Here is a 23593-nt window from a genome sequence, read left to right on the forward strand (position 1 = left end):
TATCGCCCCGTCCGGCTCCCGATCGGCCATCGGACGGTGTGGTCCGTCTTCGATTCTGCCCTCGTCAGCGTGGGTGCCGCGTGTAAACATTCTGTTGTGGGGAACGACGGCACGGGGCGGGACGGACGCTGGGCAGTCCCGCTGCGCCGTGTCCTCCCTTGGTGGTACCTAGCCGGCGTGGTGGCGACGATGGGAATCCTGATCCTGCTCAACCCTGAGGGCAGCCAGGCCGCGATCGCCGTGTGGGGGCCAACGATCGGTGTCGCCATTCGGGATCGAGAGCAAGCCGCACGAGTACGTCTGGATCAGGGTCTCCCGGTAGACCGAGCATCGTTGCTGTCTCCGCCGTGGCTCGAACCGGTCTCCGCTGCATTGCTCGCCGGATTCGCGGTCGGTCTTGGTCTCCTGCTCGACGCACTGCTCGGACATCGGACGTTCGTCACGGTGTGGGTCGGTCTCAGCTTCCTGATCAGCAGTTCCCTCGGGTTCCTGCTGCTGTTCATCGTTCTTCGCGCGCTGCGTCGACGGGGACGGGCATCCGCCTGATGCCCCGATCCGTCTCCCTCAACGATCGCCAATCGGACGCCTCTTGCCGCGGTGTGCCGTCGTATCCACTTAGCTTCGGGAGGAGGCGCGGAGCCGTTCTGTCAGACTCGGTTGCGTGATCGCGCTTGTCTCGGCCCCGACCAACCTCGGCCTGCGGCCACCCGAGCCCGGTGCGGTCCCCGGCGCGGCGAAAGCACCTGAGGCGCTCCGAGAAGCCGGGCTCTTCCGCTGGTTCACCGAGCGGCTAGCCATCGACGCCGGCGTCGTCCTCCCTGGCCGGTACGTCGACGACGACGCGACCCGCAGTCCGGGTGTCGTGCGGAACGAGGGCGCGATGGTCGATCACGCGCGGCGGCTCGCGGACCGTGTCGAAGCGGTCCTGGCCACCGGAGCGGCGCCGTTGGTCATCGGTGGAGACTGCAGCGTGCTCCTCGGGGCCGGCCTGGCGATGAAGCGACGTGGCGGTGTCGGGCTGGTGCACGTGGACGGACACACCGACTTCCGGCACCCGGGCAACAGCGACGGGTGCGCGAGCGTCGCGGGGGAGGACCTGGCCGCCGCTGTCGGGCTCCACTGGCCAGCCGTGTCCGACATCGACGGCGCCGGCCCGTACTTCGAGCCCGCACGGACTGCACACGTCGGCTGCCGTGACGACGACGCCGAACTCGCGGAGGTCCGCACCGTGGTCGGTGCGGTGGTCCCGACCTCGGAGTGGCGCGGTCGCGGCACCGCTGCCGTCGTCGATGCCCTGCGGACGACAGCCGGTGCTGCCGGCTACTGGTTGCAGGTCGACGTCGACGTGCTCGACCCGTCGGTGATGCCCGCGGTCGACAGTCCGGACCCTGGTGGTTGCACGCCGGAGGAGCTGATCGAGCTGCTCCGTGGCCTTGCACCGCGCGCCGTCGGCGCCTCGGTCACGGTCTACGACCCGGACCTCGATCCCAATGGCACGTACGCCCGCCTCTTGACGGAGATTCTCACGGTCAGCCTTGGTGACCTCGGAAGCGAGCTGCGGTAGCAACGTCCGGTAGCAGATCGGCAGCCGGACGCTCGGCACGAAGCGAGTCCCGCGGATGAACATGCTGGCACGGGGCCGGGGTGCTCCTCTTGGCGTTCGGTTGGCCTGGAGCTGCGGCTGCTGTCGTGGTTCTACCCGGGGCCGTTCGGTCAAGGACGTTGACGGCGTTCTTGGGCGGAGGATCTGCGCCTGCGGTTGTTTACCTTGTCGAAGGCAGTGCTCGCCGGCCGTGCTCCTCGTGCAGCATCGCCCAGGTGTCGATGCTCGTCCATTCACCCTTGAACCAAGCCGCATCCACAGCGCGGCCCTCGTGCCGCAGGCCGAGCCGCCTGAAGAGTTGCGCCGCGGCGATGTTGCGCGCATCCGTCATCGCGATGATCCGGTGAGCCTCCTGCAAGCGGAACAGATCGTCGATGAGCTGACGGAGTGACTCCTGGCCCGCTCCGATACCTTGCCACTCGGGTGCCAGTGTCACGCCGAGTTCGTACGTTTCTGGCTGATCCGCGATGGCGTGCACGGCGGCGTCGCCGACGAGTGATGTGGTATCTCGGTGGTGGACTGCGATCTGGAGCCAGTCGCCCGAGCCTGGGAGCAGCTTCGTCGGCTGGTCGGCGATGAGCGCGTCGGTGTCGGCGTCGGACCAGCTCGGTGTCCACGACTGGAACCGTGCCACGTTGGGGTCGCGGCGGTAGGCCGTGAAGGCCGTTCGGTCAGCCCGGCTGAGCACGCTGAGGGTGAATCGTTCCGTGAGGATGGGGAACTCGAGCACGGCAGGAACGCTACCGGGACCTTCGGCGCGGCCGTCCGGTAACGCCACCTCAGCCCTTCGCGTTCCGGGTGTTCCCCTTCGCGACCTCGCGGCGCGCTGCCTCCACCGCGAGCTGGCTGCCGGCAGCCGGATCCGTGAGGAGCCTGAGGGTCGCGGCGGCATGTGGCTCCTCCGCGCGTGACTCGAGCAGGGGCGTGATGACGTCTGCTCCGAGCGCGACGAGCGCCTGGCTCAGACTGAGCTGGACGGCGCGGTCTCCACGCCCGAGCTGACTGATAAGCAGCTCACCCAACGCTGGGGCTCCGCCGACCGGCACGGTGGCGACGGCGGCACGCCACGCGGCGCGCGCGACCTCGTCATCGGGGTCGGTGATGGATGCGACCACCACCTGGTGGGTGGACGTGTCGGCGATCTTCGAGAGCGTGTGCAACGCCTGACTCCGCGCCTGCGGGGTGCCGTGTTCGACCTCATCGAGGAGGCGCGGCAGCACGGCGCGTGCGGGGAGGCGTGTGAGCGCCCACGTGAGCATGTCGCGGACGAAGAAGTCGGGCTCGACCGCGCACCGGACGATGAGGGCGTCGAGGTCGACCGGGTCTGCTGCCGTGCCGATAGCGAGCACGGCTTGCAGTCGAACGGAGGGCGATGCGGCGTCGAGGCCGCGCTGTCGTAGGTCAGTATGTGCGTTCATGGTTGTTTGTGTCAGTATAGGGCCGTGAGCGAGATGCTGAGTGTCGAAGATGTGGCGGAACGTCTGAAGCTCCGCCCGCGGACCATCCGTGACTACATCCGGACGGGGCGGTTGCAGGCGACGCGGATCGGTAAGCAGTACCGGATCCGGGTCGAGGACCTCCAACTGATCGGCAGGCAGGGGTCGTCCGCCGCTGCACCGTCGACGAGTCAGCCGGGCGGTGAAGCCGCGGTCTCGGCGACGGTGGTGGTTCGCATCGAGGCCGCAGACAGCCGGCAGGAGGAACGGGTGTTCACGTTGTTGAACGTCGTGGGCGGGACCTCGGGGGTCGCGTTGCAGGTCGCACGCATACCGAAGGATGGTGCGCTCCAGGTCGTGGCGACAGGAGAGCTCGCCGGTGCGCTGGACGTCCTGACGTTCATCAGCAATGCGATGGAGGCAACCCGTGACTGAGGATCGCCGGTTCCGCAGCGCTGACGGTGCCGCCGAACTCACGCGGATGTACGACGCCCTCGTCGACGAGCACTTGCCCCACGTCGGCCGGCAAACGATCGCGACCACGATTGGGCCTGTTGCCGTGCTCAGTGCCGGTCCGAGTGACGGCCACCCCGTCGTTCTGCTGCACGGTTCCGGAGCAACAGCACTCTCCTGGGCGCCCACGATCCGACGCCTGTCCGACGAGTACCGCGTCCACGCCGTCAACCTCCCCGGGGAGCCTGGCCCGAGCACAGCAACCCGTGTTCCGTTCCGGGCAGCAGAACAGGCGGACTGGTCCGCCCAGGTCGTCCGCGCGGTGGCCGATCGTCCCGCTGCCGTCGTGGGAGTCTCGATCGGCGGATGGATCGCGACCGCGCTCGCAGCACGCAACCCTGAGCTGGTGGCTCATCTCGTGCTCCAATCCGCGAGCGGGCTCGGACCCCGTCGGGTGCTTCCGCTCGTCCTCGCCGGCGCCCTGACGGTGCTCGGCGAACGGGGGCGTCGATCTGCGCTTTCGTACCTCACCGGTCCCCACGCCGCTCCGTCGGAGCGCACGCCGATGAACCGAGACCTCGATGCCTTCTCGCTCCGGACGTTCGAGCACTTCAGGCCCCGCACCGACCCGCTCCCTGAGCACGACAGCGCTGACCTGCAGCAGATCCGCGCACGGGTCAGCGCTGCCTACGGGGAACTCGACAGGATGCTCGATGCTCGAGCTGCTGCCGACCGGATCCGAAACCTCTTCCCGGCGGCCGTCGTCGAGCTCCGAACCGGTGCCGGCCACCTGATCGGTGACCAGGCCGCGTTGACACACGAGCAACTCGCGGCATCCGGTTAGCGATGGCTCAGCGGACGGATTCCAGGGACCCAGGGCGTGCGGGTGCCGCGTCGAGGGCGCCCATCGCCCGGTCGAGGTACACCTCGTATGGTTCGGTCTGGTCTGACTCGAGCCACGCGAGCCTGGCGGCCTGCATGCATGCGAATGCGGCGCCGACGATCGCCGCGGGACGCGGGTCGTCCGGTGCGTCGGCGAGCCCGAGGCGCGTCGCCACGCGTCCGGTGAGCAGAGTCTGGAGGCGCTGCATCTTCTCAAGGTAACGGGCGGTGAGCTGCGGAGTGGTCTGCACGATGCGTTCCATCGCGTCGTTCCGGGCCCGCTGGTGGTCGTCGCGGACGTAGTCGAGGGTGATGTCGAACACCCGCCGGAGGGACGTCCACACGGACTCGTCTGTGGGCCGGGCATCGAGGGCGTCCGCCATCCGGTCGCCGAACAGGTCGTACTTGCCGATCACCAGGTCGTCCTTCGACGGGAAGTACCGGAAGAAGGTCCGCTTCGACATACCGGCGGCAGCCGCGATCTGATCCACCGTCGTCGCCTCATAGCCGTGCTCGAGGAACAGGTCCTGCGCAACCGACGTCAGCTCCGTCTGCGCCAGGCGACGTGTGCGCTCCCGGATCGGTGTCGGGGTGTCCTCGTTCATCTCCTCAGCATACCCCCAGGACGCACACTTGACACTCGGTGTCACGGACGGCGTAGGGTCTACCCAGCGTCAGACGGGCGCATGAGTGAAGGAGCGTCATGAGCAAGGTTTGGTTCGTCACCGGTTCGTCCAAGGGCTTCGGCCGGGAGTTCGTCCTCGCCGCCCTGCAGCGCGGGGACAAGGTCGCCGCGACCGCGCGGAACACCGACACCCTGCAGGATCTCGTCGACCAGTACGGCGACCAGGTCCTCCCCATCCAGCTCGACGTCACGAACCGTGACCAGGCGTTCGCCGCGGTCCAGCAGGCGCACGAGACGTTCGGGCAGCTCGACGTGGTGATCAACAACGCCGGCTACGGCCTGTTCGGTACCGTCGAGGAGATCACCGAGCAGCAGCTCCGCGACCAGCTCGAGACGAACCTGTTCGGTGTCTTCCACGTCACCCAGGCGGTCCTGCCGATCCTCCGCGAGCAGGGCTCGGGCCACATCATCCAGATCTCCACCATCGGCGGCGTCGCCGCGTTCCCGTCCCTCGGCGGCTACCACGCGTCGAAGTGGGCGCTCGAGGGCCTGACCGAGTCCCTGTCGCAGGAGGTCGCCGGGTTCGGCATCAAGGTGACTCTGGTCGAGCCCGGCGGGTTCGACACCGACTGGGTCGGCGCGTCCGCTGTCGTCGCTGACGCGCAGCCGCAGTACCAGCCCATCCACGACGCGATGGCATCGATGTCGGGCGCTGAGCAGCCCAAGCCCGTCGGGTTCGGCTCCGCGATCCTCAAGGTCATCGACGCCGAGCAGGCGCCGCTGCGGGTGTTCTTCGGCGAGCAGCCCACCCAACTCGCACCGCACGTGTACCAGCAGCGCCTGGCCGAGTGGGCCGAGTGGGCGCCCGTCTCCCGCGAAGCCGAAGGCAAGTAACACCCCTGATCCCCGGCAGGGGTGGGTTCCCCCCTTCTCCACCCCTGCCGGTTTCTCACACCCATCCGCGCCTGACGACGGTCGCCGCCCCGCGCACATACGAAAGGCACCACCGCACATGTCCGATCTCAATGGCAAAGTCGCCATCATCACCGGCGGCAGCAAGGGGCTGGGCCTCGGCCTGGCCAAGGCCTACGTCAAGGAGGGCATCGCCGTCGTCCTCACCGGCCGCACCCAGTCCACCCTCGACGACGCCAAGGTCGAACTCGAGCAGCTCGTTCCCGACGCGCGGGTCCTCACCATCGCCGGCGACAACAAGGACCACGACGTCCCCGCCTCCGTGGTCCAGACCACCGTCGACACCTTCGGCCGGCTCGACGTCCTGATCAACAACGCGCAGGAGTTCCGCACCGTCATCCCGTTCGAGGACACCACCTGGGACGACATGATCGTCACCTACGAGTCCGGCGTCTTCGCCACCTGGCGGTACATGGTCGCAGCCCTTCCGCACCTCAAGGAGACCAAGGGCACAATCCTCAACATGAGCTCCGGCGCCGGCGCGCAATCACTGCCCAACCACGCCGCGTACGCATCGAACAAGGAAGCCATCCGCTCCCTGACCCGCGTCGCCGCCCGCGAGTGGGGCCAGTACGGCATCACCGTCAACGTGATGAGCCCGTTCGTCGCCTCCGCCGAGTCCGAGCGGTGGGAACAGGAACACCCCGACGAGCTCGAAGCGGTCCTGAAGACCATCCCGCTCGGCCGGATCGGTGACGCCGAACTGCACGCCGGGAGCCTGGCCGTGTACCTCGCCTCCGGCGCCGGCCACTACATGACCGGCTCCACCTTCGACGTCGAGGGCGGCGCGTTCGTCCGCCCCTGACCCCGACTCGCACCACCACCTCGGTGCGCCGAGTGCGGGGCCGGTCGAACCCCCTCCGGCCCCGCACCCACCCAGCATCAGCACCAGCACCAGCACCAGCACCAGCACCACAATCGCGGCCGCAGCCGCAGCCGCACGGAAGGAACCACCTCGTGGAACAGCGCACCCTCGGCACCACCGGCATGAAGACCAGCGTCCTCGGCTTCGGCGCGATGAACCTCGGAGCCTGGGGCAACGTCGACCAGGCCGACGCCAACCAGCTCGTCGGCGAAGCCCTCGACGCTGGCATCACCCTCTTCGACACCGCCGACATCTACAGCGGCGGCGAGTCCGAGACCCTCCTCGGCAAGGCCCTCGGCAACCGCCGCGACGAGATCGTCCTCGCCACCAAGGCCCGCAACACGATGGACCAGCACCCGCTCGCGGGTGGAGCATCCCGCCGCTACCTCACCAAGGCCCTCGACGCCAGCCTCCGCCGACTCGGCACCGACTACATCGACCTGTACCAGATTCACCGCCCGGACTGGGACACCAGCCTCGAGGAGACCCTCGGCGCACTCACCGACTTCCAGCGCGCTGGCAAGATCCGCAACTTCGGCTCCTCCACCTTCCCCGCCCACACCATCGTCGAGGGCCAGTGGATCGCCAAGGAACGCGGCCTGTCCCGGTTCATGACCGAGCAGATCTCCTACTCGATCTTCCAGCGCGCCGTCGAGGCCGACGTCCTCCCCCTCGCGCAGCAGTTCGGCATGGGCATCCTCATCTGGAGCCCCCTCGCCAACGGCTGGCTCGCCGGCAAGATCAAGCGCGACCAGCCCGTCACCGCACACCGCGCGAACCTCGCCGGCGGCGAGTTCGACCTCTCCACCCCCGAAGCCCAGCGCAAGCTCGACATCGTCGACGGTCTGACTTCGATCGCCGCCGACCTCGGCATCTCCCTGCCCGAACTCGCCCTCGCGTTCGTGAAGACCCACCCCGCTGTCAGCACCGTCCTCATCGGACCGCGCACCCCCGAGCACCTGCGGCAGAACCTCCGCGCCGCCGACATCACCCTCGATGACGCGACCCTCGATCGCATCGACGCCCTCACCCAGCCCGGCACCGACGTCGCCCCCAGGACCGGTACGAAGTCCCCGTCCCCGCCGTCGCCGACACCCGCCTCCGCCGCCGCTGAGCAAGACCCGCACCAGGTAGGCAGTCACAACCCTGCATCCAGTCGCCGCCTTCCGCCCCGACCTCCACACGGGAGGTCGGGGCGAAGCCGTTGCAACGACCGGCTGAACCCAAGGATCCTCTTCAGGACAAGATCGTGAGGAGCCGGTTCCCGAAGAGTGCTGCGTAGCGTCCCTGCCCCCTCAGAATGTGCTGCACATCGTCGGCTATCCGTGGGAGTCGCTGAGTGAAACGCTCGAAGCCGGAGAGGATCAGGACGAGGCCTGTCTCGGTCGCATTCCACCCGTAGTCCGCCTCGGCTACGTCTGACATGCAGTCGTTGAGCGCGTCCAGGTTCTTTCCGAAGTGGCTGGGGAACTGAAGGGCCGTCGCGAAGGCGATGTGCATCTGCTTGTCTTCTTGCCAAGCCCCGGCGTCCAGCTCGATGACCCGGTAGCCCTCGCGCCGAAGCCACGTCTCGGCATTGCGCAACGCAGCATCGTCTCGCAGCCTGCGGACGAATCCGTCGCGGGCAATCTCAAAGTCCAGCCTGTTGCCGAGGATGTCGTCGGTGGAGAACGCGGGCACGTTCGAACCGTAGTACGCGAGGAGGTCAGAGTACGGCCTCGACCGATCTCGCAAGAGCCGTCGCTGCCCATCAGCGTCTCCGACGGGGGTCCTGATGGTCGTCCGACAGCCGGTCGACTGCCGGACTCGGCGGCATCGAGAGCAGGGAATGGCTTGCCGCAAGCGAGGTCGGTGCGTCGCTGGGGCGTCTTCTCGCACTGGCCTCCGGGAGCTCCTGTCTCACATAGGTGGTCCGCGGTTCTTCGCCATGAACGTGCGTCATGCGGACGCGTCGCTCGCCACGAGGTCCTGGGATGCACGAAGGACCGTCCCCCCCCCCCCGAACCGCGACGAGCTGTACGCGCGGGAGACGAGTTGCGTGCGCTTCGACAGAAACACCGACAGGACGGTGTCGCGGACGGCGAGGATGCTCGACCCCGGGTGGCCACGGTGGTCACCCGGGAAGGCACACCGTGGAGTTCGCATCGACCCGCATCATCACCGACGACCTGGACGGGATGGTGGCGTTCTACGAGCGCGTCACCGGCACCACCGCACGACGTCCGGCTCCGGTCTTCGCGGAGATCGTGACCGGCGGCCTCGTGCTCGCGCTCGGGACGCCGGCGACGGTCGCGGTGCTCGGCGCCGACGCGCCCCGGGCGGGTGCGGCGGGCAGCGCGATCGTCGAGTTCCTCGTGGCGGACGTCGACACGACGTTCGACCGCCTGCAGGTGGGTCCCGCCGACGTGGTGCTGCCGCCGACGACGATGCCGTGGGGCAACCGGTCCGCGATCCTCCGGGACCCGGACGGCACGCTGGTGAACCTGTTCAGCCGTCCCGCGTGACCGTTCCGGTTCGTCGATCCCGGGGATCGCGAACCGGGACGGTCAGCGCTCGTCGTCGTCCCACGGTACCGGCGTGGTCGTGCCCGTCTCCCAGTCGCGGCGGAGCACGCCGTAGCCGACCGAGGCGACGGGGCGTCCGCCCTCGACGGGCCAGCCCTCGCGGTAGTGCGCCTCCTTCACCCAGCCGGCGCGGACGAACACGCGCCGCATCGCGACGTTGTCCTCGCGCGTCTGCCCCTCGAAGCGCGTGACCTCGGGCAGGGTACGGAACACGTGGTCGGTCGTCGCGCGGAGTGCCGGGACGCCGAGGCCCTGCCCGCGGAACCGACCGGCGATCCGGAGGTCGAAGAGCGGGACGGGGTCGGCGAGGTCCTCGAGCCGGACGATCCCGACGCGGCCGAGCTCGTCGTGCTCCAACCAGGAGGTGTCGTGCTCGTCGTCGCGGTACGCACCGGCGTCGACTGCGGCCTCGGCGTCAGCGCGGGGGATGGTGCGCCGGACGTGGAACGGGAACTCCTCGCCGGTGAGGAACGCGATCAGGTCGGTGCGGTCGGCGCCGGTCGGGTCGAGCCGGACGAGCGAGACGGAGGACATGGCGATCAGGGTAGCGGCGTCGTGCTCAGCGGCGTCGTGTTCAGCGGCGTCGTGTCAGCGGGGGAGCGCGGCGGCCCAGCGGCCGACGGCGTCGTACGCGTGCTCGCGGACCTCGGGGGCGGAGAGCACGACGTCGTGCACGGCGCCGTGCAGGCGTCGGACCGTGACCTCGCTGCCCAGGGACAGGGCACGGTGCGCGACGACGTCCACGTTGAGCGCGACGTCCGCCCGCGCCATCCCGTCGTCCCACCGGGGTTGCAGCATGCTCTTGTCGCTGAGGAGGACGAGCACGGGTACCTCGAGGTCGAGTCCGGCCTCGACCGTGGCCTGGCCGTCGAACACCGCGGCGAGCCAGTTCGGGTGCAGGGGGAAGCCCCGGTCGGGTCGCCACTGCTGGTCGTACGTCCACGAGCCCTCGCCCGCGGCGGACACCGTGCGGGTGTAGAAGCCGGGGTCGACGGCGGGCATCGGCGCGAGCGGGTTCCGACGGGCGCCGAGCTTGATGACCGGCGCCACGATCGCACGGCCGACCGCGCTCGCCTGGAACTCGAGCCACGGGCTGTTCAGGATGAGACCGTCGACCCGGTCGGCGTGCCGGGCCGCCCACAGCGACAGGGTCAGACCGCCGGTCGAGTGGCCCATCGGCACGAGCCGACGACCGGTCTCGCCGTGGTGCTCCGCGGCGATGGCGTCGAGCGCGGCGCCGATGTCCTCGTCGTAGGTGGCGAGGTCGTCGACGTTCCCCGGGGTCTGCCGCGGTCGCAGGCTCCGCCCGTACTTGCGCAGGTCGAGGGCGTGGAACCGGGCGCCGAGCCGCTCGACGCGCTCCGCGAGCTCGACCTGGAAGAAGTAGTCCGACCAGCCGTGCACGTACAGCACGTCGACGCCGTGCAGCGGACCGCGTGCGTGCAGCAGGAGGTCCGCAGCGGATCGGCGTCGTCGGACGAGCGTCGCCACCACCGGTCCCTCGTGGTCCTCGCCGAGCGGGAGCTCGAGGCGCTCGAACGGCGCCCCGAGGACGTCCTCGCGCCACCCGTGGTCCGCCATCCGTCGAGCGTATCCGGAGCCCCTCCGCGTGGTACCGGGGTACCACGCAGTACGCCCGGAGATCGGTTCCGGTGCCGATGTGCGGGCGGGTGCGGTCTCCGTACGGTTGCCGCATGATCGAGATCCAGAACCTGACGAAGCGCTACGGCGAGAAGGTCGCCGTCGACGACGTGTCGTTCACCGTCCGCCCCGGTGTGGTCACCGGCTTCCTCGGCCCGAACGGCGCCGGCAAGTCCACGACCATGCGGGCCGTGATGGGCCTCGACAGCCCGACCTCGGGCAGCGCCGTCGTCGACGGGCGCCCGTACCGCGAGCTCCGCGACCCGCTCCGCCGCGTCGGGGCGCTGCTCGAGGCGAAGGCCGTGCACAAGGGCCGCAGCGCCTACGACCACCTGCGCGCCCTCGCCGCGACGCACCGGATCCCGAAGGCCCGGGTCGAGGAGGTCATCGGCATGACCGGTCTCGAGCGGGTCGCGAAGCAGCGCGTCGGTGGGTTTTCCCTCGGGATGGGGCAGCGGCTCGGCATCGCCGCGGCGCTCCTCGGCGACCCGCAGACGCTCATCCTCGACGAGCCGGTCAACGGCCTCGACCCCGAGGGCGTCGTGTGGGTGCGGCAGCTCGCCCGGAGCCTCGCCGCCGAGGGCCGTGCGGTCTTCATCTCGAGCCACCTGATGAGCGAGATGGCGCTGACCGCGGACCGCATCGTCGTGATGGGCCGCGGCCGGGTCCTCGCCGACACGGACCTCGCCGACCTCGTCGCGTCCTCGACCGAGCGCTCCGTCTCCGTCCGGACGCCGGAGGCCGACCGGCTCATGACCGCCATCGCCGGTCCGGACGTCACGGTGACGTACGAGGACGACGGCGCACTGCACGTGCGCGGACTCGGCGCGGAACAGATCGGCGAGGCGGCCGCAGCGTCCGGCATCGTCCTGCACCGGCTGGCCTCCACCGAGGCGAGCCTCGAGCAGGCGTACCTCGAACTCACGCACGACGAGGTCGAGTACCGGTCGGAGGTCGCACGATGAGCGCCACGATGACGACCGACCGGCCCCGCACGCTGCACCATCACGACGCCGCACGCATCCGGTTCTCGGGCGTGCTGCACTCCGAGTGGATCAAGCTGCGGTCCCTCCGCTCCACGATCTGGAGCCTGCTCGTCCTCGTCCTCGTGCCGATCGGCATCGGCGTCCTGCTCGCCTCGCTGGCGGACGACGGGGGCCGGACCGTCACCGGGGACGCCGCCCGGAACGCGCTCGTGCAGTACAGCACCAGCGGTGCGACGATCGCCGTCCTGGTCGTGGCCGTCATCGGCGCGCTCGTCGTGACCGGCGAGTACGGCACCGGCATGATCCGGTCGACGTTCTCGGCGGTGCCCCGGCGGTGGGAGGCGCTCGCCGCGAAGGGCATCGTGCTCGCCGCGACCGTGTTCGTCACGAGCGCCGTCAGTGTGTGGGCGACGGCGTTCACGACGCTGCCGATCGCCGACGCGAACGGGGTCGAGGCCTCGCTCGACGCCAGCGTCGCGATGCCGCTGCTCGGTGCATCGGTGTACCTGACCCTCATCGCGCTGCTCGCCTTCGCCGTGGGCATCGTGCTGCGCTCCACCGCGGGGGCGATCGCCACCGTGCTCGGGCTCATGCTGGTGGCCCCGGTGGTGGTCCAACTCGTGCAGGGGTTCACGAACGCGACGTGGCTCGGCACGCTGAACAACCTGCTCCCGCAGAACGCCGGGCAGCCGCTCATGCAGTTCGGCACCGAGGACACCTCGGGCTGGCACGACGGCGTCCTAGCCTTGGGAGGGTGGAGCGGATTCGCGGTGCTGGCGGCCTGGGTGGTCGCGGCGTCGGCGACGGCACTCGTCCTGGCGCAGAAGCGGGACGCGTGACGATGACCGAACCCGTCCCCGGCGCCGTGCACGACGGCGCCGGGGACCTCACGCTGCCCGTCGCACCCGGACGGATCCGGCGCTGGTGGGCCGCACACCCGCGCGCGGCGGACGTCCTGCTCATCCTGTTCTGGGGCGGCCCCGAGGTCGCCTTCGCGATCGGCGGCGTCTGGCGCGCGGACTCCTCGGTCACGAACACGGTCGTGGTGCTGGTCCTCGTCGGCATCGCGGTCGCCGGCATCCCGTTCCGTCGGACCCGGCCGCAGGTCACGGTCGTGGCCGGGCTCGTGTCCGTCGTCGCGATGGCGTGGACCGAGGCGGGGTACTCGCCGATGCTGTTCGCCGCCTTCGCCGCGTGCGTGTGGTGGTCGCGGGCAGCGGGGTGGTGGAGCATCGCCGTCGCGTCCGTGCTCGGTGCGGCGGCCACCGCGGTCCGCGTGTGGGTCGTGGCCCCGGGATCGGGTGGACTCGGCGAGGTCTTCGCACCCGCGCTGCCGGCCTTCCTGGTCATCGCGGTGCTGATCGGCACGACGACCGGGGATCGCCGTCGCTACACCGAGGCGCTCATCGACCGGGCACGCCAGCTCGCGCGCGAGCGCGATCAGCAGGCCCGTCTCGCCGCGGCAGCCGAACGCGCGCGGATCGCCCGCGAGATGCACGACATCGTGTCGCACTCGGTCACGGTCATGGTCCGACTGGCCGAGGGCGCCGCGGCGGGGCTGCCGGACGACGACCCGTCCGCGACGGCGATGCGCGGCGTCGCGGACGTCGGCCGGAGCGCGATGACCGACATGCGGCGCATGCTCGGTGTGCTGTCCGAGCCGGGTGCCGGCAGCGGCGGCGCCGACGCTGCGGACTCCCTCGCCCCGCAGCCGACCGTCCGTGACCTCCCGCAACTCGTCGACGGCTTCCGCGCGCTCGGCACCCCCGTCACGCTCGAGGTCGCCGGTGGTCCGCCGGACGACGACGCCCTGCAGCTGGCGGTCTACCGCATCGTCCAGGAGGCCCTCACGAACGTCGTGCGGTACGCCCCCCGTGCCCGCGCGGTGACCGCCACCGTGACCACTTCGTCCGACGAGGTCGTCGTCACCGTGACGGACGACGCTCGACGGACCGCCCCCGCACCGCAGATCGGTGCCGGGCGTGGGCTCGTGGGCATCCGCGAGCGCGTGCACGCCCTCGGCGGCAGCGTCCACGCCGGTCCGCGCCCCGCGGACGGCTGGGAGGTCCGGGCGACGATCCCGGTCCGGAAGGAGGCCTGAGTGATCCGCGTCGCGATCGTCGATGACCAGCAGCTCATCCGCACGGGGTTCCGGCTCCTGCTCGACGCCCAGCCCGACATCGAGGTGGTCGGGGAGGCCGAGGACGGTGCCGCCGGTGTCCAGCTGGCACGCGCCCACCACCCGGACGTCGTGCTCATGGACGTCCGCATGCCCCGCGTCGACGGGGTCACCGCGACCGCCGCGATCGTCGAGCAGCTCCCCGACACCCGCGTACTCGTGCTCACGACGTTCGACCTCGACGAGTACGCGTTCGGCGGGTTGCGAGCGGGAGCGAGCGGATTCCTCCTCAAGGACATCAGCTCCGCGCAGCTGCTCGACGCGATCCGTGCCGTGGCCTCGGGTGAGGCGGTCGTCTCGCCCCGCGTCACGCAGCGGATGCTCGACCTGTTCGGCACCCGGCTGCCGAATCCGGGGGACGGCGGCCCGGACCCCGCGGCTGCGCTCACACCGCGGGAACGGGACGTGCTGCTCGCGATGGCACGGGGACTGTCGAACCAGGAGATCGCGTCGTCGCTGCACACGAGCGAGTCGACGGTGAAGACCCACGTCGGCCGGGTCCTCGCGAAGCTCGGCCTGCGGGACCGCGTGCACGCGGTCATCTTCGCCTACGAGCACGGCCTCCTGTAACGATCCGTACCGCCTCGGGACCTTCCCAGCAGCCGTGACGGACTTCCCCGGGGAAGTCCCGGCTGTCGTCCGACCTCGGCTGGGACGCTCCGGGAACCGCAGCAGCGGTGATCCACACGAGGGGGAGGCCCAGGGGATGACGTTCAGACGTGCAGGAGGAGCCGCGCTCGGCTTCGTCGGCGGGAGTGTGCTCGCCGGGTTGCTGGTCGGGGTCGGCGTGACGCCGGTGCTGGCGGTGGCCGGGGTGGGGACGACCTCGGCGATCGGGGTCTTCGACTCGATGCCGGAGTACATCGAGATCGGTGAGCTCCCGCAGCGCAACGAGGTCTGGGCGTACCGGGGTGGGAAGCCGGTGCACCTGGCGAACGTCTGGGCGCAGAACCGGCAGGAGCTCGGCCTCGACCAGATCAGCGACACCCTCGAGCACGCGGCCGTCGACGGCGAGGACAAGCGCTTCTACGAGACCGGCGGTGTCGACGCGACGAGCATGGTCCGGTCCCTCGTGAGCGTGGTCGCCGCGGGCGGCAAGGGTGGCTCCGGTGGGTCGACCATCACGATGCAGCTGGTGCGGAACATCAAGATCCAGCAGGCGAGCGAGCTCCCGACGGCCGAGGAGCGCGACGCCGCCTACAAGGAGGCGACGAAGCGTTCCGCGCAGCGCAAGCTCGCCGAGATGAAGCTGGCGATCGGCCTCGCGAAGGAGTACTCGAAGCAGGAGATCCTGTCGGCGTACCTCAACATCGCGTACTTCGGTGACCAGACGTACGGGGTGCAGGCTGCCGCGCAGCGCTACTACGGCAAGGACGCCACCGACCTGTCCCCGGCCGAGGCCGCGTCGCTCATCGCGATCGTGCAGTGGCCGGAGCGGCGGGACCTGTCGCGCCCGAGCCACTACGCCGACAACGTCGCCCGCCGCGACGTCATCCTCCGGTCGATGCACGACCAGGGGCACCTGAGCCGTGCCGAGCTCACCGAGGCACTGGCGTCGACGCCGACCGAGTACGTCCGATTGACGCCCCCGCAGCAGGGGTGCGAGGCCGTCGTGCGCGGCGCGGAGTTCTTCTGCCAGTACGCGGTCGAGGCCGCGCGGGAACTACCGCAGCTCGGCCCGACGCAGGACCGCCGCGACGACGCCTGGCGGAAGGGCGGCTACCGCGTGCAGACGACCCTCGACCTCGACCTGAACGGGCAGCAGAAGGCGCTGCTCGACCGCTACGACCCGGCCACTGAGTCCCGGTTCGCCCTCGGCGCCACGCTGGACACGGTCGAGGCCGGGACCGGTCGGGTCCTGACGATGGCGCAGAACAAGGACTACGACCGCTCGTCGAACGCGCCCGCGAGCGCGACCTCGCTGAACTACGCCACCGACGAGGCGAACGGCGACTCGACCGGGTTCCAGGTCGGCTCGACCTACAAGATGTTCACGCTCCTGCAGTGGCTGGCCGCCGGCAGGAGCCCGGACGCGGTCGTCGACGGTACCCGGCACGGACGGAGCACGTGGACGCAGTGCGGGCAGCCGATCGACCGGTACTGGAACCCGAAGAACGACTCACCGGGGCAGACCGGCCCCTTCACCGTCCGCGCAGCGACGGCGCAGTCGGTGAACGCCGCCTACGCATCGATGGCCGAGCAGCTCGACCTGTGCGACATCCGCGACACCGCGGCGGCGCTCGGCGTGCACCCGGCGACCGGGGGAGCCCTGCCGGCGAACCCCGCAGCCGTGCTCGGCACGACGAGCATCGCGCCGCTCACCATGGCGGCCGCGTACGCCGGCGTCGCGAACGGCGGCGTGTACTGCGCGCCGGTCGTCATCGACGAGGTGACCTCGCGGGACGGCGAGCAGCTCGGCGGCCAGCAGCGCTCGTGCCGGCAGGCGGTCCCGACCGCCGTCGCGACCACCGCGTTCGAGGTGATGCAGGGCGCGTTCCGCGGCGGCACCGCGAGCGGCGGGCAGACCCCGGACGGTGCGACCCTGTTCGGCAAGACCGGCACCACGGACGACGCCGACCAGATCTGGCTCATCGGCGGGACGACCCGCGCGGTGACGGCCTACTGGCAGGGGAACACCGACGGCGGGAAGGCGAACCTGCGCCACTTCGACAACGTCGAGGGGACGTACGCGAGCACCCGTGCCGCCGTGTGGCGGCAGGCGCAGACGGCGGTCAACGCGGCGGTACCCGTGGGGTGACCGGAAGGAATCACTAGAAGTATCTTCCGTGGAATGCTAATCTCGACGAATGGAAGACACGATGCGCGCGATCGTCCTCGACGCCCCCGGCTCGCCCGAGGCACTGCGGATGCGGACCCTGCCGATCCCCGACCCCGAGCCGGGCTGGGTCCTCGTCCGGGTCGAGGCGTTCGGCCTGAACCGGTCGGAGCAGCACTTCCGGCAGGGGCTCGGATCGTTCGGCTCCTTCCCGCGGGTGCCCGGCATCGAAGCCGTCGGTCGGGTCGTCCGGGCACCCGGTGGCGAGTTCGCCGAAGGGCAGCAGGTCGCCGCGCTCATGGGCGGCATGGGGCGCACGATCGACGGCGGCTACGCGGAGTACACCTGCGTCCCGGTGTCGAGCGTCGTCCCGTTCCGCAGCGACCTCGACCCCTCGGTGCTCGGTGCGCTGCCCGAGATGGTGCAGACCGCGTACGGGTCCCTCACCACGGGCGTCGACCTGCGTGACGGCGGGTCGCTCCTCGTCCGGGGTGGCACGTCGTCCGTCGGGCTCGCGGTCGCGGTGCTCGCGAAGGAGCGCGGTGCGACGGTCTTCTCGACGACGCGGTCGGCGGCCAACGCGGACGTCCTGCACGCCGCCGGCGTCGACCACGTGCTCATCGACGACGGCAGCGTGGCCGACCAGGTCCGCGCGGTGCTGCCTGGCGGTGTGGACGGCGCGGTCGAACTCGTCGGCACCGGTGCGCTCCGGGACACGCTGCGGGCCGTCGCCGTGCACGGCACCGTGTGCTTCACGGGCATGCTCTCGGACGAGTGGACCGTTCCGGACTTCTACCCGAACGACTTCATCCCGAACGGCGTCCGGCTCACGGCGTACTCGGGCGACGCGGCAGACCTGCCGGCGGCCGTCCTGCAGCGCGTGGTGGACGCCGTCGCCGCGGGGACCCTGTCGTTCCCGATCGGGCGCGTCCACGACTTCACCGAGGACGGCGTCGTCCAGGCGCACCGCGACATGGAGACCGGAGCCGTCCGCGGCAAGCTGGTCGTCCGCGTCGACGGGGCACAGCGATGACCCCGGCGGACCGCCTCGGCTTCTTCGACACCCTGGTGCGGAGCCAGATCGAGCTGTGGAACGCCGTCGACCATTCCGTCACCGCGGCGAGCGGCATGTCGCTCGGGCTCGCGACGGCACTGCGAGTGGTCGACGAGCTGGCCGGGGCGGCGCGGGTGCAGGACGTCGCCGACACGGTGGTCATCACCGTCGGCGCGGCGAGCAAGATCGTCGACCGGCTGGAGCGCGACGGGTTCGTCCGTCGTGTCCCCAACCCGGACGACCGGCGCTCGTCGCTGATCGAGGTCACCCCGCGGGGAGCGGGAGCACTCGCGCTGGCGCTGGACGCGCAGCACGAGGTGCTCGCGCGCGCGACGGCGGGCGTGGACGACGAGCGTCTGGTGGCGGCGGGCGCGGTGCTCGGTCGCATCCGGGCCGACGCGTGACGGACGGGAGGCGCGGTGCCAGCTGGCACCGCGCCTCCCGTCATCCACCTGGTGGCGACTAGGACAGCTTCTTGCTGTCCTCGAGCCAGCCCGCGAGCTTCGTCATGTAGCCGGCCTGCGACGCGTAGTCGAGCGCCGGGAAGGTCCAGCTGTGGACCTGGCCGGCGTCGAGCGCCGCGTTGTCGGCGAACGTCGGCTGCTTCTCGAGGTCGGCGACCTGGTAGCCCTGCTGTGACAGCAGGATCACGTCACCGGTGATCTGCCCGGCGTTCTCCCACGAGTAGACGCCCCAGTAGAAGCCCTTGGGCTTCGGGTTCACGAAGTCGACGCCGAAGGACGTGTACATCTGCAGCGTCGGCTCGTCGCTCGGCCGGGTGACGTAGGCGCCGTCGCCGTCGGCGTACATCGAGACGACCGAGAGGTCGGACTCCTTCGCGGCCTTCTCGAGGTCGTCCGCTGCGGTCTCGAAGCGGTCCTCGGCCGCGTCGACCGTGGACTCCTTCGCACCGAGCGACTCGGCGAGGTCGGCGATCGTCGTGATGACGTCCTCGCCCTTGCCGCCCCACTTGACCTGGACGACCGGAGCGATCGCCTGGACCTGCTTCTGCTGTTCCTTGTCCTTGAAGCCGTAGCCCGGCTGGGTGGTGTCGAGCGTGCCCTTCTCGTCCGTCGGGTAGACCGAGGTGACGACGAGGTCGGGCTTCAGCGCGGCGAGCTGCTCGAGGTCGATGTCGCCGTAGGCCTCGCCGAGCTGCGTGATGCCGTCGGTGTCGAGGTCGTCGAAGCGGGCGTCCTTCGCCATGGTGAGCTGCCCGAAGGTGCCGACCGGCTTGAGCCCGTACTCGATGAACGAGATCGCGATGTCGTTGAGCACGACGACGCGCTTCGGGGTGTGGTCGACCTTGACGGTCGTGCCGGTGGCGTCCTTGTACGACCAGGCGCCGTCGGCCGCGGCGCTGCTGCCGCTGCCGGCGCTGTCGTCGGAGCTGTTCGTGCTGGAGCAGCCGGCGAGGAGGAGGGCCGAGACGGCCACGGAGGTCACGAGGGCGGCGCGGAAGGAGCCGCGGCGAAAGGTCTTCACGTTAGGAGAGGCTAACCTAAGTTGAGCGCGCCCGCCAGTTCGTCGTGGCGGACCACGTCGTGCTCGTCGGCCTCGGGGACGATCATCGGGGCCCCGGTCACCGGGTCGGCGACGACGCGGGCGTGCAGCCCGAACGCGCGTTCCAGCAGCTCCGGTGTGAGGACGTCCGCCGGGGTGCCGTCCGCTGCGACACCGCCCTCGTGCAGGACCACGAGCCGGTCCGAGTACCGGGCCGCCAGCGTCAGGTCGTGCAGGACCATGACCACGGTCGATCCCTGTTCGCGGTTGAGGCGCCGGACGAGCCGGAGGACCTCGAGCTGGTGCGCCAGGTCGAGGTAGGTCGTCGGTTCGTCGAGCAGGAGCGTCTCGGCCTGCTGCGCGACCACGAGCGCGATCCACGCGCGCTGCCGCTGCCCGCCCGACAGGCTCGCGACGTCCCGGTGGGCGACCTCGGTCAGACCGGTCGCCGCGATGGCCTGTTCGGCGACGTCGGCGTCGTCGGCGGTCCACGGCTTCGCCCACGACTGGTGCGGGTTCCGGCCGCGCATCACCAGGTCGAGGACGCTCGTGCCGGCCGGGGCCACGGGGGACTGCGGCAGGATCGCGAGCTTCTTCGCGACCGCTCGGTTCGACTCCCGGCGGATCGGGGTCCCGTCGAGGTGGACCTCGCCGGCCTGCGGCTTGAGCACCCGCCCGAAGGCCTTGAGGAGCGTGGACTTCCCGCAGCCGTTCGCGCCGAGGAACGTCGTGACGGTGCCCCGCTCGATCCGCAGGTCGAGGTCGGAGAGGACGGGGTGCCGGTCGTAGCCGACCGCGAGCCCGCGGGCCTCGAGCACGGGGACGGTGGTGCCGGGCGTGGTGTCCGGGGTGCGGGTCATCGGGACATCTCCTTGCGGTGACGGATGAGGAGCCAGATCAGGTAGGGGGCGCCGATCACCGTCGTGATGATGCCGACCGGCACCTGCCACCGGAACGCCGACCGGGCGAGCAGGTCCGCGGCGAGGACGAGGGCGGCACCGAGCGCTCCGGCGAGCAGCAGGGGTGGACGGTTCGTGCCGGCGAGCCGGAGCCCGACCTGCGGGACCACGAACGCGACGAAGCCGACCGGGCCGGCCGCGGCGACGGCGGCGGCGGTCAGGACGACCGCGAGCGCGATCACGACGAGTCGGTGTCGCTGCACGGCCAGGCCGACCCCGGTCGCGACCTCGTCGCCGAGCTGCCCGATGCCGAGGGCGGCGCTCGTGGCCAGGGCCAGGGGGACGGCGATCGCGGCGACCACGAGCAGCGGCCAGACGCTCGACCACGAGGTGCTCGACAGGCTGCCGACGAGCCACTGCGAGGCCGCCGCTGCCGCCGTGATCTTCGCGCGGACGAGCAGGTAGCTCGTGACGGCGTCGAGCGTGGCGCTCACCCCGATGCCGACGAGGATCAGCCGGTAGCTCTGCACGCCGCCGCGCCACCCGAACCCGTACACCGCCGCGGCCGCGAGGAGCGCACCGATCGTCGCGGCCACCGGGATGCCACCGCCGAGGACGATCGCCGAGACCGAGTACGACCCGCCGCCGAGCACGATCGCGGCCACCGCTCCGACGCTCGCGCCAGAGGTCACCCCGATGATGTCGGGCGTCCCGAGGGGGTTCCGCGTGAAGGTCTGGGTGAGGGCGCCGGCGACGCCGAGGGTCAGGCCGACGAGTGCGCCGGTGAGGACGCGGGGGAGGCGCAGGGTGGAGACGATGAAGGCGTCCGGTCCCGTCTCGAGCCCGAACAGCGAGCGGAGGACCGTGACCGGGGCGATCCAGGTCGAGCCGATCGCGACACCGAGGACGATCAGGACGCCGACGGCACCGAGCGCTGCGACCGTGTACCAGAAGACGCGGGGGCGCCAGGCGAGCCCGACGGGACCCACCACGACGCCGCGACGGCCGGCAGCGGCGTGCGCACGGGGGTGTGCTCCCGTGCGCGCCTGCGCCTCCGTGCGCGTTCGCGCCTGCTCCGCCGCGCTCACAGCGACACCAGCGATCGGCGACGTGCGACCGCGACGAACACGGGCCCGCCGATGACGGCCAGGACGATGCCGACCTCCACCTCGGCGAAGCCGCCGATCAGACGACCGACCACGTCCGCGAGCACGACGAGCGCCGCACCCACGAGCGCGGACACCGGCAGGGTCCAGCGGTGCCCCGTGCCGACGAGCGCCCGGGCGACGTGCGGCACCGTGAGGCCGACGAACCCGATCGGCCCCGCGGCGGCGGTCGCCCCGGCGGCGAGCAGCGTGATGCCGCCGAGTCCGACGAGCCGCGCGACGAGCACGTTCTCGCCGAGGCCCTTCGCCAGGTCCGTCCCGAGCCCGAGTGCGTCGAGCGCCCGCACGTTCAGCACGGCGAGCACGAGTCCGACGACGAGGAACGGCCAGACCGCTCCGAGGACGTCGAGCTGCCGTGCCGCGAGCGACCCGACGACCCACAGGCGGTACGCGTCGAGCGAGTCCTGGTCGGTGAGCACGACGAACGACGTCAGGGCACCGAGCAGCGCCGAGACCGCGGCACCGGCGAGGGCGAGGGGCACCGGGCTCGCGGTCCCGCTGCCCGCGATCGTCACCGAGAACACGACCACGCTCGCCACGAGGGCCCCGACGAGCGCGAACCACACCGTGGCGCCCGTGCTCGTGATGCCGAACACGTAGACGCCGATCACGACCGCGAGGCCGGCACCGGACGAGACGCCGAACAGGCCGGGGTCGGCGAGGGGGTTCCGGGTGTGCCCCTGCATGAGCAGGCCCGCGATCCCGAGCGCCGCTCCGACCGCGGCACCGATGAGGGTGCGGGGGATGCGGGAGCCCCAGACGATCGCCTCGTCCGTGCTGCTGCCGGTGCGCATGAGCCCGTCGAGGACGCGGTCGGCGCCGATCCGGTTGCTGCCGAGGAGCAGGCTCGCGACCGCCACCAGGGCGAGCACCACGACGAGGGCGACGATCACCAGGGCCCGGCGTCGGACGGCGGTTCGGTGCACGCCGAGCGCGTCGGTCGGACGCGTGGCGGGGGCCTCCCGGACGGGAGCCAGGGTGGGGATGGGGGCTGGCACGGAGATCATCTTAGGTTAGCCTTGCCTCATGGCGAAGATCCCGCGGCTCCTGCCCGAGAACCCCCGGCTCTTCCGCGCGCGGGTCGTCCGCACCGAACGGGTCGCCCCGTCGATGCACCGCGTCACGGTCACCGGCGACGACCTGCACGAGTTCCGGTACCTCGGGTTCGACCACTGGTTCCGCCTGTTCGTGCAGCGCCCGGACCAGGACGCCTTCCGGATGCCCGACCTCGACGGCACCAAGTGGTGGCCGACCTACCTCGCCATCCCCGAGGACGTCCGCCCGCACTGCGCGAACTACACCGTCGCGGCCTTCCGCCGGCTCGCCGACGGCACACCTGAACTCGACGTCGACTTCGTCGTGCACACCGACGCGGACGGCACCCCCGAGGGTCGTGCAGCCATCTGGGCCTGCGACGCCCGCCCCGGTGACGAACTCGCGATGCTCGACCAGGGCTGCATCTTCGACTGCCCGCCCGACACGAGCGAGGTGCTGGTCGCCGCCGAGGAGACCGGGCTCCCCGGGGTCGTCGGCATCGCCGCCTCGCTCCCGCGCGACGCGGTCGGCCGCATCATCCAGGAGGTCCCGTCCAGAGGCGACGTCCGCCCCCTCGACGCTCCCACGGGTGTCACCGTCACGTGGATCGTCCGCGACGAGGTCGCCCCGCACGCGGTCCCGGGTCGGGCGGCGCTCGCCGAGCTCCAGCGGCACGTCCCGGCCGACGACCGCGGCTACGCCTTCGTCGTGGGCGAGTCGACGCTCGCGACGGAGGGACGTCGACACCTGCACCGTGCCGGCCTGCCGAAGTCCCGGATCACGTTCTCCGGCTTCTGGAAGCACCAGGCCCGCGAGTCCGTCTCCGCCTGACCCGCACCGGGCCCGTTCCGATCAGGCGTGCCGGATGCACCTGATCGATTCGGGTGTACTGCTACGAAAATACGGACCAGGTACGCCCGTTCCGGCCAGGTACGTTCCCACATGCGAGACGGG

Annotated in this window: 26 protein-coding genes; 16 read left to right on the forward strand and 10 right to left on the reverse strand. The window is 70.9% G+C overall.

The features are described 5' to 3' along the window. Positions 1–177: 177 nt before the first annotated feature. Complete coding sequence (locus J2X60_RS00895; protein ID WP_309886220.1) at positions 178–546, forward strand: hypothetical protein; 369 nt, start codon at positions 178–180, stop codon at positions 544–546. A 115-nt stretch (positions 547–661) separates the two neighbouring features. Next, the gene (locus J2X60_RS00900; RefSeq protein ID WP_309886221.1) at positions 662–1564 is read left to right on the forward strand and encodes an arginase family protein; all 903 of its coding nucleotides are present in this window, start codon (positions 662–664) and stop codon (positions 1562–1564) included. A 199-nt stretch (positions 1565–1763) separates the two neighbouring features. Here J2X60_RS00900 and J2X60_RS00905 read toward each other — a convergent pair whose 3' ends face one another. Then, entirely contained in the window at positions 1764–2333 is a 570-nt protein-coding gene (locus tag J2X60_RS00905; RefSeq protein ID WP_309886222.1) for a GNAT family protein, read from the reverse strand. Between the two features lie 49 nt (positions 2334–2382). Further along, positions 2383–2952: a HEAT repeat domain-containing protein gene (locus tag J2X60_RS00910; protein ID WP_309886223.1), complete on the reverse strand. Its 570-nt coding sequence runs from the start codon at positions 2950–2952 to the stop codon at positions 2383–2385. A gap of 102 nt (positions 2953–3054) precedes the next feature. Here J2X60_RS00910 and J2X60_RS00915 point away from each other — a divergent pair, with 102 nt between their 5' ends. Further along, positions 3055–3474 (forward strand): helix-turn-helix domain-containing protein, encoded by a 420-nt coding sequence (locus J2X60_RS00915; RefSeq protein ID WP_309780470.1) that lies wholly within the window; start codon positions 3055–3057, stop codon positions 3472–3474. Beyond that, positions 3467–4336 carry an alpha/beta fold hydrolase gene (locus tag J2X60_RS00920; protein WP_309886224.1) on the forward strand — a complete coding sequence of 290 codons (870 nt, stop codon included), beginning with the start codon at positions 3467–3469 and terminating at the stop codon, positions 4334–4336. Before J2X60_RS00915 ends, J2X60_RS00920 begins: the two co-directional genes overlap by 8 nt. Positions 4337–4343: 7 nt before the next feature. Here J2X60_RS00920 and J2X60_RS00925 read toward each other — a convergent pair whose 3' ends face one another. Continuing rightward, the gene (locus J2X60_RS00925) at positions 4344–4979 is read right to left on the reverse strand and encodes a TetR family transcriptional regulator (RefSeq protein ID WP_309780239.1); all 636 of its coding nucleotides are present in this window, start codon (positions 4977–4979) and stop codon (positions 4344–4346) included. Between the two features lie 98 nt (positions 4980–5077). Between J2X60_RS00925 and J2X60_RS00930 the strand changes: the two genes are divergently transcribed. The 3 genes from J2X60_RS00930 (at position 5078) to J2X60_RS00940 (ending at position 8089) form a co-directional block, all read left to right on the forward strand. Then, a complete protein-coding gene (locus J2X60_RS00930; protein ID WP_309780238.1) occupies positions 5078–5893 on the forward strand; it encodes an SDR family oxidoreductase in 816 nt (271 codons plus the stop codon). A 118-nt stretch (positions 5894–6011) separates the two neighbouring features. Continuing rightward, entirely contained in the window at positions 6012–6776 is a 765-nt protein-coding gene (locus J2X60_RS00935; RefSeq protein ID WP_309780237.1) for an SDR family oxidoreductase, read from the forward strand. A 152-nt stretch (positions 6777–6928) separates the two neighbouring features. Continuing rightward, positions 6929–8089 carry an aldo/keto reductase gene (locus J2X60_RS00940; RefSeq protein WP_309886225.1) on the forward strand — a complete coding sequence of 387 codons (1161 nt, stop codon included), beginning with the start codon at positions 6929–6931 and terminating at the stop codon, positions 8087–8089. On the opposite strand, the gene J2X60_RS00945 is transcribed toward J2X60_RS00940, so the two are convergent. Beyond that, positions 8073–8516 (reverse strand): barstar family protein, encoded by a 444-nt coding sequence (locus tag J2X60_RS00945; protein WP_309886226.1) that lies wholly within the window; start codon positions 8514–8516, stop codon positions 8073–8075. The genes J2X60_RS00940 and J2X60_RS00945 overlap by 17 nt on opposite strands. A gap of 452 nt (positions 8517–8968) precedes the next feature. Here J2X60_RS00945 and J2X60_RS00950 point away from each other — a divergent pair, with 452 nt between their 5' ends. Then, positions 8969–9340, forward strand: a complete 372-nt coding sequence (locus J2X60_RS00950) for a VOC family protein (RefSeq protein ID WP_309886227.1) — start codon at positions 8969–8971, stop codon at positions 9338–9340. Between the two features lie 42 nt (positions 9341–9382). On the opposite strand, the gene J2X60_RS00955 is transcribed toward J2X60_RS00950, so the two are convergent. Both J2X60_RS00955 and J2X60_RS00960 read right to left on the reverse strand, forming a co-directional pair. After that, the gene (locus tag J2X60_RS00955; RefSeq protein WP_309886228.1) at positions 9383–9934 is read right to left on the reverse strand and encodes a GNAT family protein; all 552 of its coding nucleotides are present in this window, start codon (positions 9932–9934) and stop codon (positions 9383–9385) included. Positions 9935–9988: 54 nt separating this feature from the next. Next, a complete protein-coding gene (locus J2X60_RS00960; RefSeq protein ID WP_309886229.1) occupies positions 9989–10981 on the reverse strand; it encodes an alpha/beta hydrolase in 993 nt (330 codons plus the stop codon). Between the two features lie 113 nt (positions 10982–11094). Between J2X60_RS00960 and J2X60_RS00965 the strand changes: the two genes are divergently transcribed. From J2X60_RS00965 to J2X60_RS00995, 7 genes are all read left to right on the forward strand, one after another. Continuing rightward, positions 11095–12006, forward strand: coding sequence for an ABC transporter ATP-binding protein (locus J2X60_RS00965; protein ID WP_309886230.1), 912 nt, complete (start codon positions 11095–11097; stop codon positions 12004–12006). Next, positions 12003–12866, forward strand: a complete 864-nt coding sequence (locus J2X60_RS00970; RefSeq protein ID WP_309886231.1) for an ABC transporter permease subunit — start codon at positions 12003–12005, stop codon at positions 12864–12866. The genes J2X60_RS00965 and J2X60_RS00970 overlap by 4 nt, the downstream gene beginning before the upstream one ends. A 2-nt stretch (positions 12867–12868) precedes the next feature. Further along, positions 12869–14128, forward strand: a complete 1260-nt coding sequence (locus J2X60_RS00975) for a histidine kinase (RefSeq protein WP_309886474.1) — start codon at positions 12869–12871, stop codon at positions 14126–14128. Continuing rightward, positions 14129–14776, forward strand: a complete 648-nt coding sequence (locus J2X60_RS00980) for a response regulator transcription factor (protein WP_309886232.1) — start codon at positions 14129–14131, stop codon at positions 14774–14776. Positions 14777–14912: 136 nt separating this feature from the next. Next, positions 14913–16964 (forward strand): transglycosylase domain-containing protein, encoded by a 2052-nt coding sequence (locus J2X60_RS00985; protein ID WP_309886233.1) that lies wholly within the window; start codon positions 14913–14915, stop codon positions 16962–16964. Between the two features lie 49 nt (positions 16965–17013). Further along, a complete protein-coding gene (locus tag J2X60_RS00990; protein ID WP_309886234.1) occupies positions 17014–18015 on the forward strand; it encodes a zinc-binding dehydrogenase in 1002 nt (333 codons plus the stop codon). Next, positions 18012–18440 (forward strand): MarR family transcriptional regulator, encoded by a 429-nt coding sequence (locus J2X60_RS00995; RefSeq protein ID WP_309886235.1) that lies wholly within the window; start codon positions 18012–18014, stop codon positions 18438–18440. Before J2X60_RS00990 ends, J2X60_RS00995 begins: the two co-directional genes overlap by 4 nt. 58 nt (positions 18441–18498) lie before the next feature. On the opposite strand, the gene J2X60_RS01000 is transcribed toward J2X60_RS00995, so the two are convergent. The 4 genes from J2X60_RS01000 to J2X60_RS01015 form a co-directional block, all read right to left on the reverse strand. Beyond that, complete coding sequence (locus tag J2X60_RS01000) at positions 18499–19521, reverse strand: ABC transporter substrate-binding protein (protein ID WP_309886236.1); 1023 nt, start codon at positions 19519–19521, stop codon at positions 18499–18501. 11 nt (positions 19522–19532) lie between these two features. Next, positions 19533–20399: an ABC transporter ATP-binding protein gene (locus J2X60_RS01005; RefSeq protein WP_309780223.1), complete on the reverse strand. Its 867-nt coding sequence runs from the start codon at positions 20397–20399 to the stop codon at positions 19533–19535. Then, a complete protein-coding gene (locus J2X60_RS01010; RefSeq protein ID WP_309886237.1) occupies positions 20396–21430 on the reverse strand; it encodes an iron ABC transporter permease in 1035 nt (344 codons plus the stop codon). The genes J2X60_RS01005 and J2X60_RS01010 overlap by 4 nt, the downstream gene beginning before the upstream one ends. A 92-nt stretch (positions 21431–21522) precedes the next feature. Continuing rightward, positions 21523–22602, reverse strand: a complete 1080-nt coding sequence (locus J2X60_RS01015; RefSeq protein WP_229086028.1) for an iron ABC transporter permease — start codon at positions 22600–22602, stop codon at positions 21523–21525. Positions 22603–22630: 28 nt separating this feature from the next. On the opposite strand from J2X60_RS01015, the gene J2X60_RS01020 reads away from it, so the two are divergent. Further along, positions 22631–23470, forward strand: coding sequence for a siderophore-interacting protein (locus J2X60_RS01020; protein ID WP_309886238.1), 840 nt, complete (start codon positions 22631–22633; stop codon positions 23468–23470). The last annotated feature ends 123 nt before the right edge of the window (positions 23471–23593 follow it).

The organism is Curtobacterium sp. 320 (assembly GCF_031455235.1).
In the GTDB taxonomy this organism is placed as follows: Bacteria; Actinomycetota; Actinomycetes; order Actinomycetales; family Microbacteriaceae; genus Curtobacterium.

Bases quoted from the DNA above. Each gene is read 5' to 3' on its own strand.
- J2X60_RS00960 (WP_309886229.1), bottom strand. From the start codon at position 10,981: ATGGCGGACCACGGGTGGCGCGAGGACGTCCTCGGGGCGCCGTTCGAG.
- J2X60_RS00915 (WP_309780470.1), top strand. From the start codon at position 3,055: ATGCTGAGTGTCGAAGATGTGGCGGAACGTCTGAAGCTCCGCCCGCGG.
- J2X60_RS00955 (WP_309886228.1), bottom strand. From the start codon at position 9,934: ATGTCCTCCGTCTCGCTCGTCCGGCTCGACCCGACCGGCGCCGACCGC.
- J2X60_RS00965 (WP_309886230.1), top strand. From the start codon at position 11,095: ATGATCGAGATCCAGAACCTGACGAAGCGCTACGGCGAGAAGGTCGCC.
- J2X60_RS00975 (WP_309886474.1), top strand. From the start codon at position 12,869: ATGACCGAACCCGTCCCCGGCGCCGTGCACGACGGCGCCGGGGACCTC.
- J2X60_RS01005 (WP_309780223.1), bottom strand. From the start codon at position 20,399: ATGACCCGCACCCCGGACACCACGCCCGGCACCACCGTCCCCGTGCTC.
- J2X60_RS00985 (WP_309886233.1), top strand. From the start codon at position 14,913: ATGACGTTCAGACGTGCAGGAGGAGCCGCGCTCGGCTTCGTCGGCGGG.
- J2X60_RS00935 (WP_309780237.1), top strand. From the start codon at position 6,012: ATGTCCGATCTCAATGGCAAAGTCGCCATCATCACCGGCGGCAGCAAG.
- J2X60_RS00970 (WP_309886231.1), top strand. From the start codon at position 12,003: ATGAGCGCCACGATGACGACCGACCGGCCCCGCACGCTGCACCATCAC.
- J2X60_RS00995 (WP_309886235.1), top strand. From the start codon at position 18,012: ATGACCCCGGCGGACCGCCTCGGCTTCTTCGACACCCTGGTGCGGAGC.
- J2X60_RS00930 (WP_309780238.1), top strand. From the start codon at position 5,078: ATGAGCAAGGTTTGGTTCGTCACCGGTTCGTCCAAGGGCTTCGGCCGG.
- J2X60_RS01020 (WP_309886238.1), top strand. From the start codon at position 22,631: ATGGCGAAGATCCCGCGGCTCCTGCCCGAGAACCCCCGGCTCTTCCGC.
- J2X60_RS00990 (WP_309886234.1), top strand. From the start codon at position 17,014: ATGGAAGACACGATGCGCGCGATCGTCCTCGACGCCCCCGGCTCGCCC.
- J2X60_RS00925 (WP_309780239.1), bottom strand. From the start codon at position 4,979: ATGAACGAGGACACCCCGACACCGATCCGGGAGCGCACACGTCGCCTG.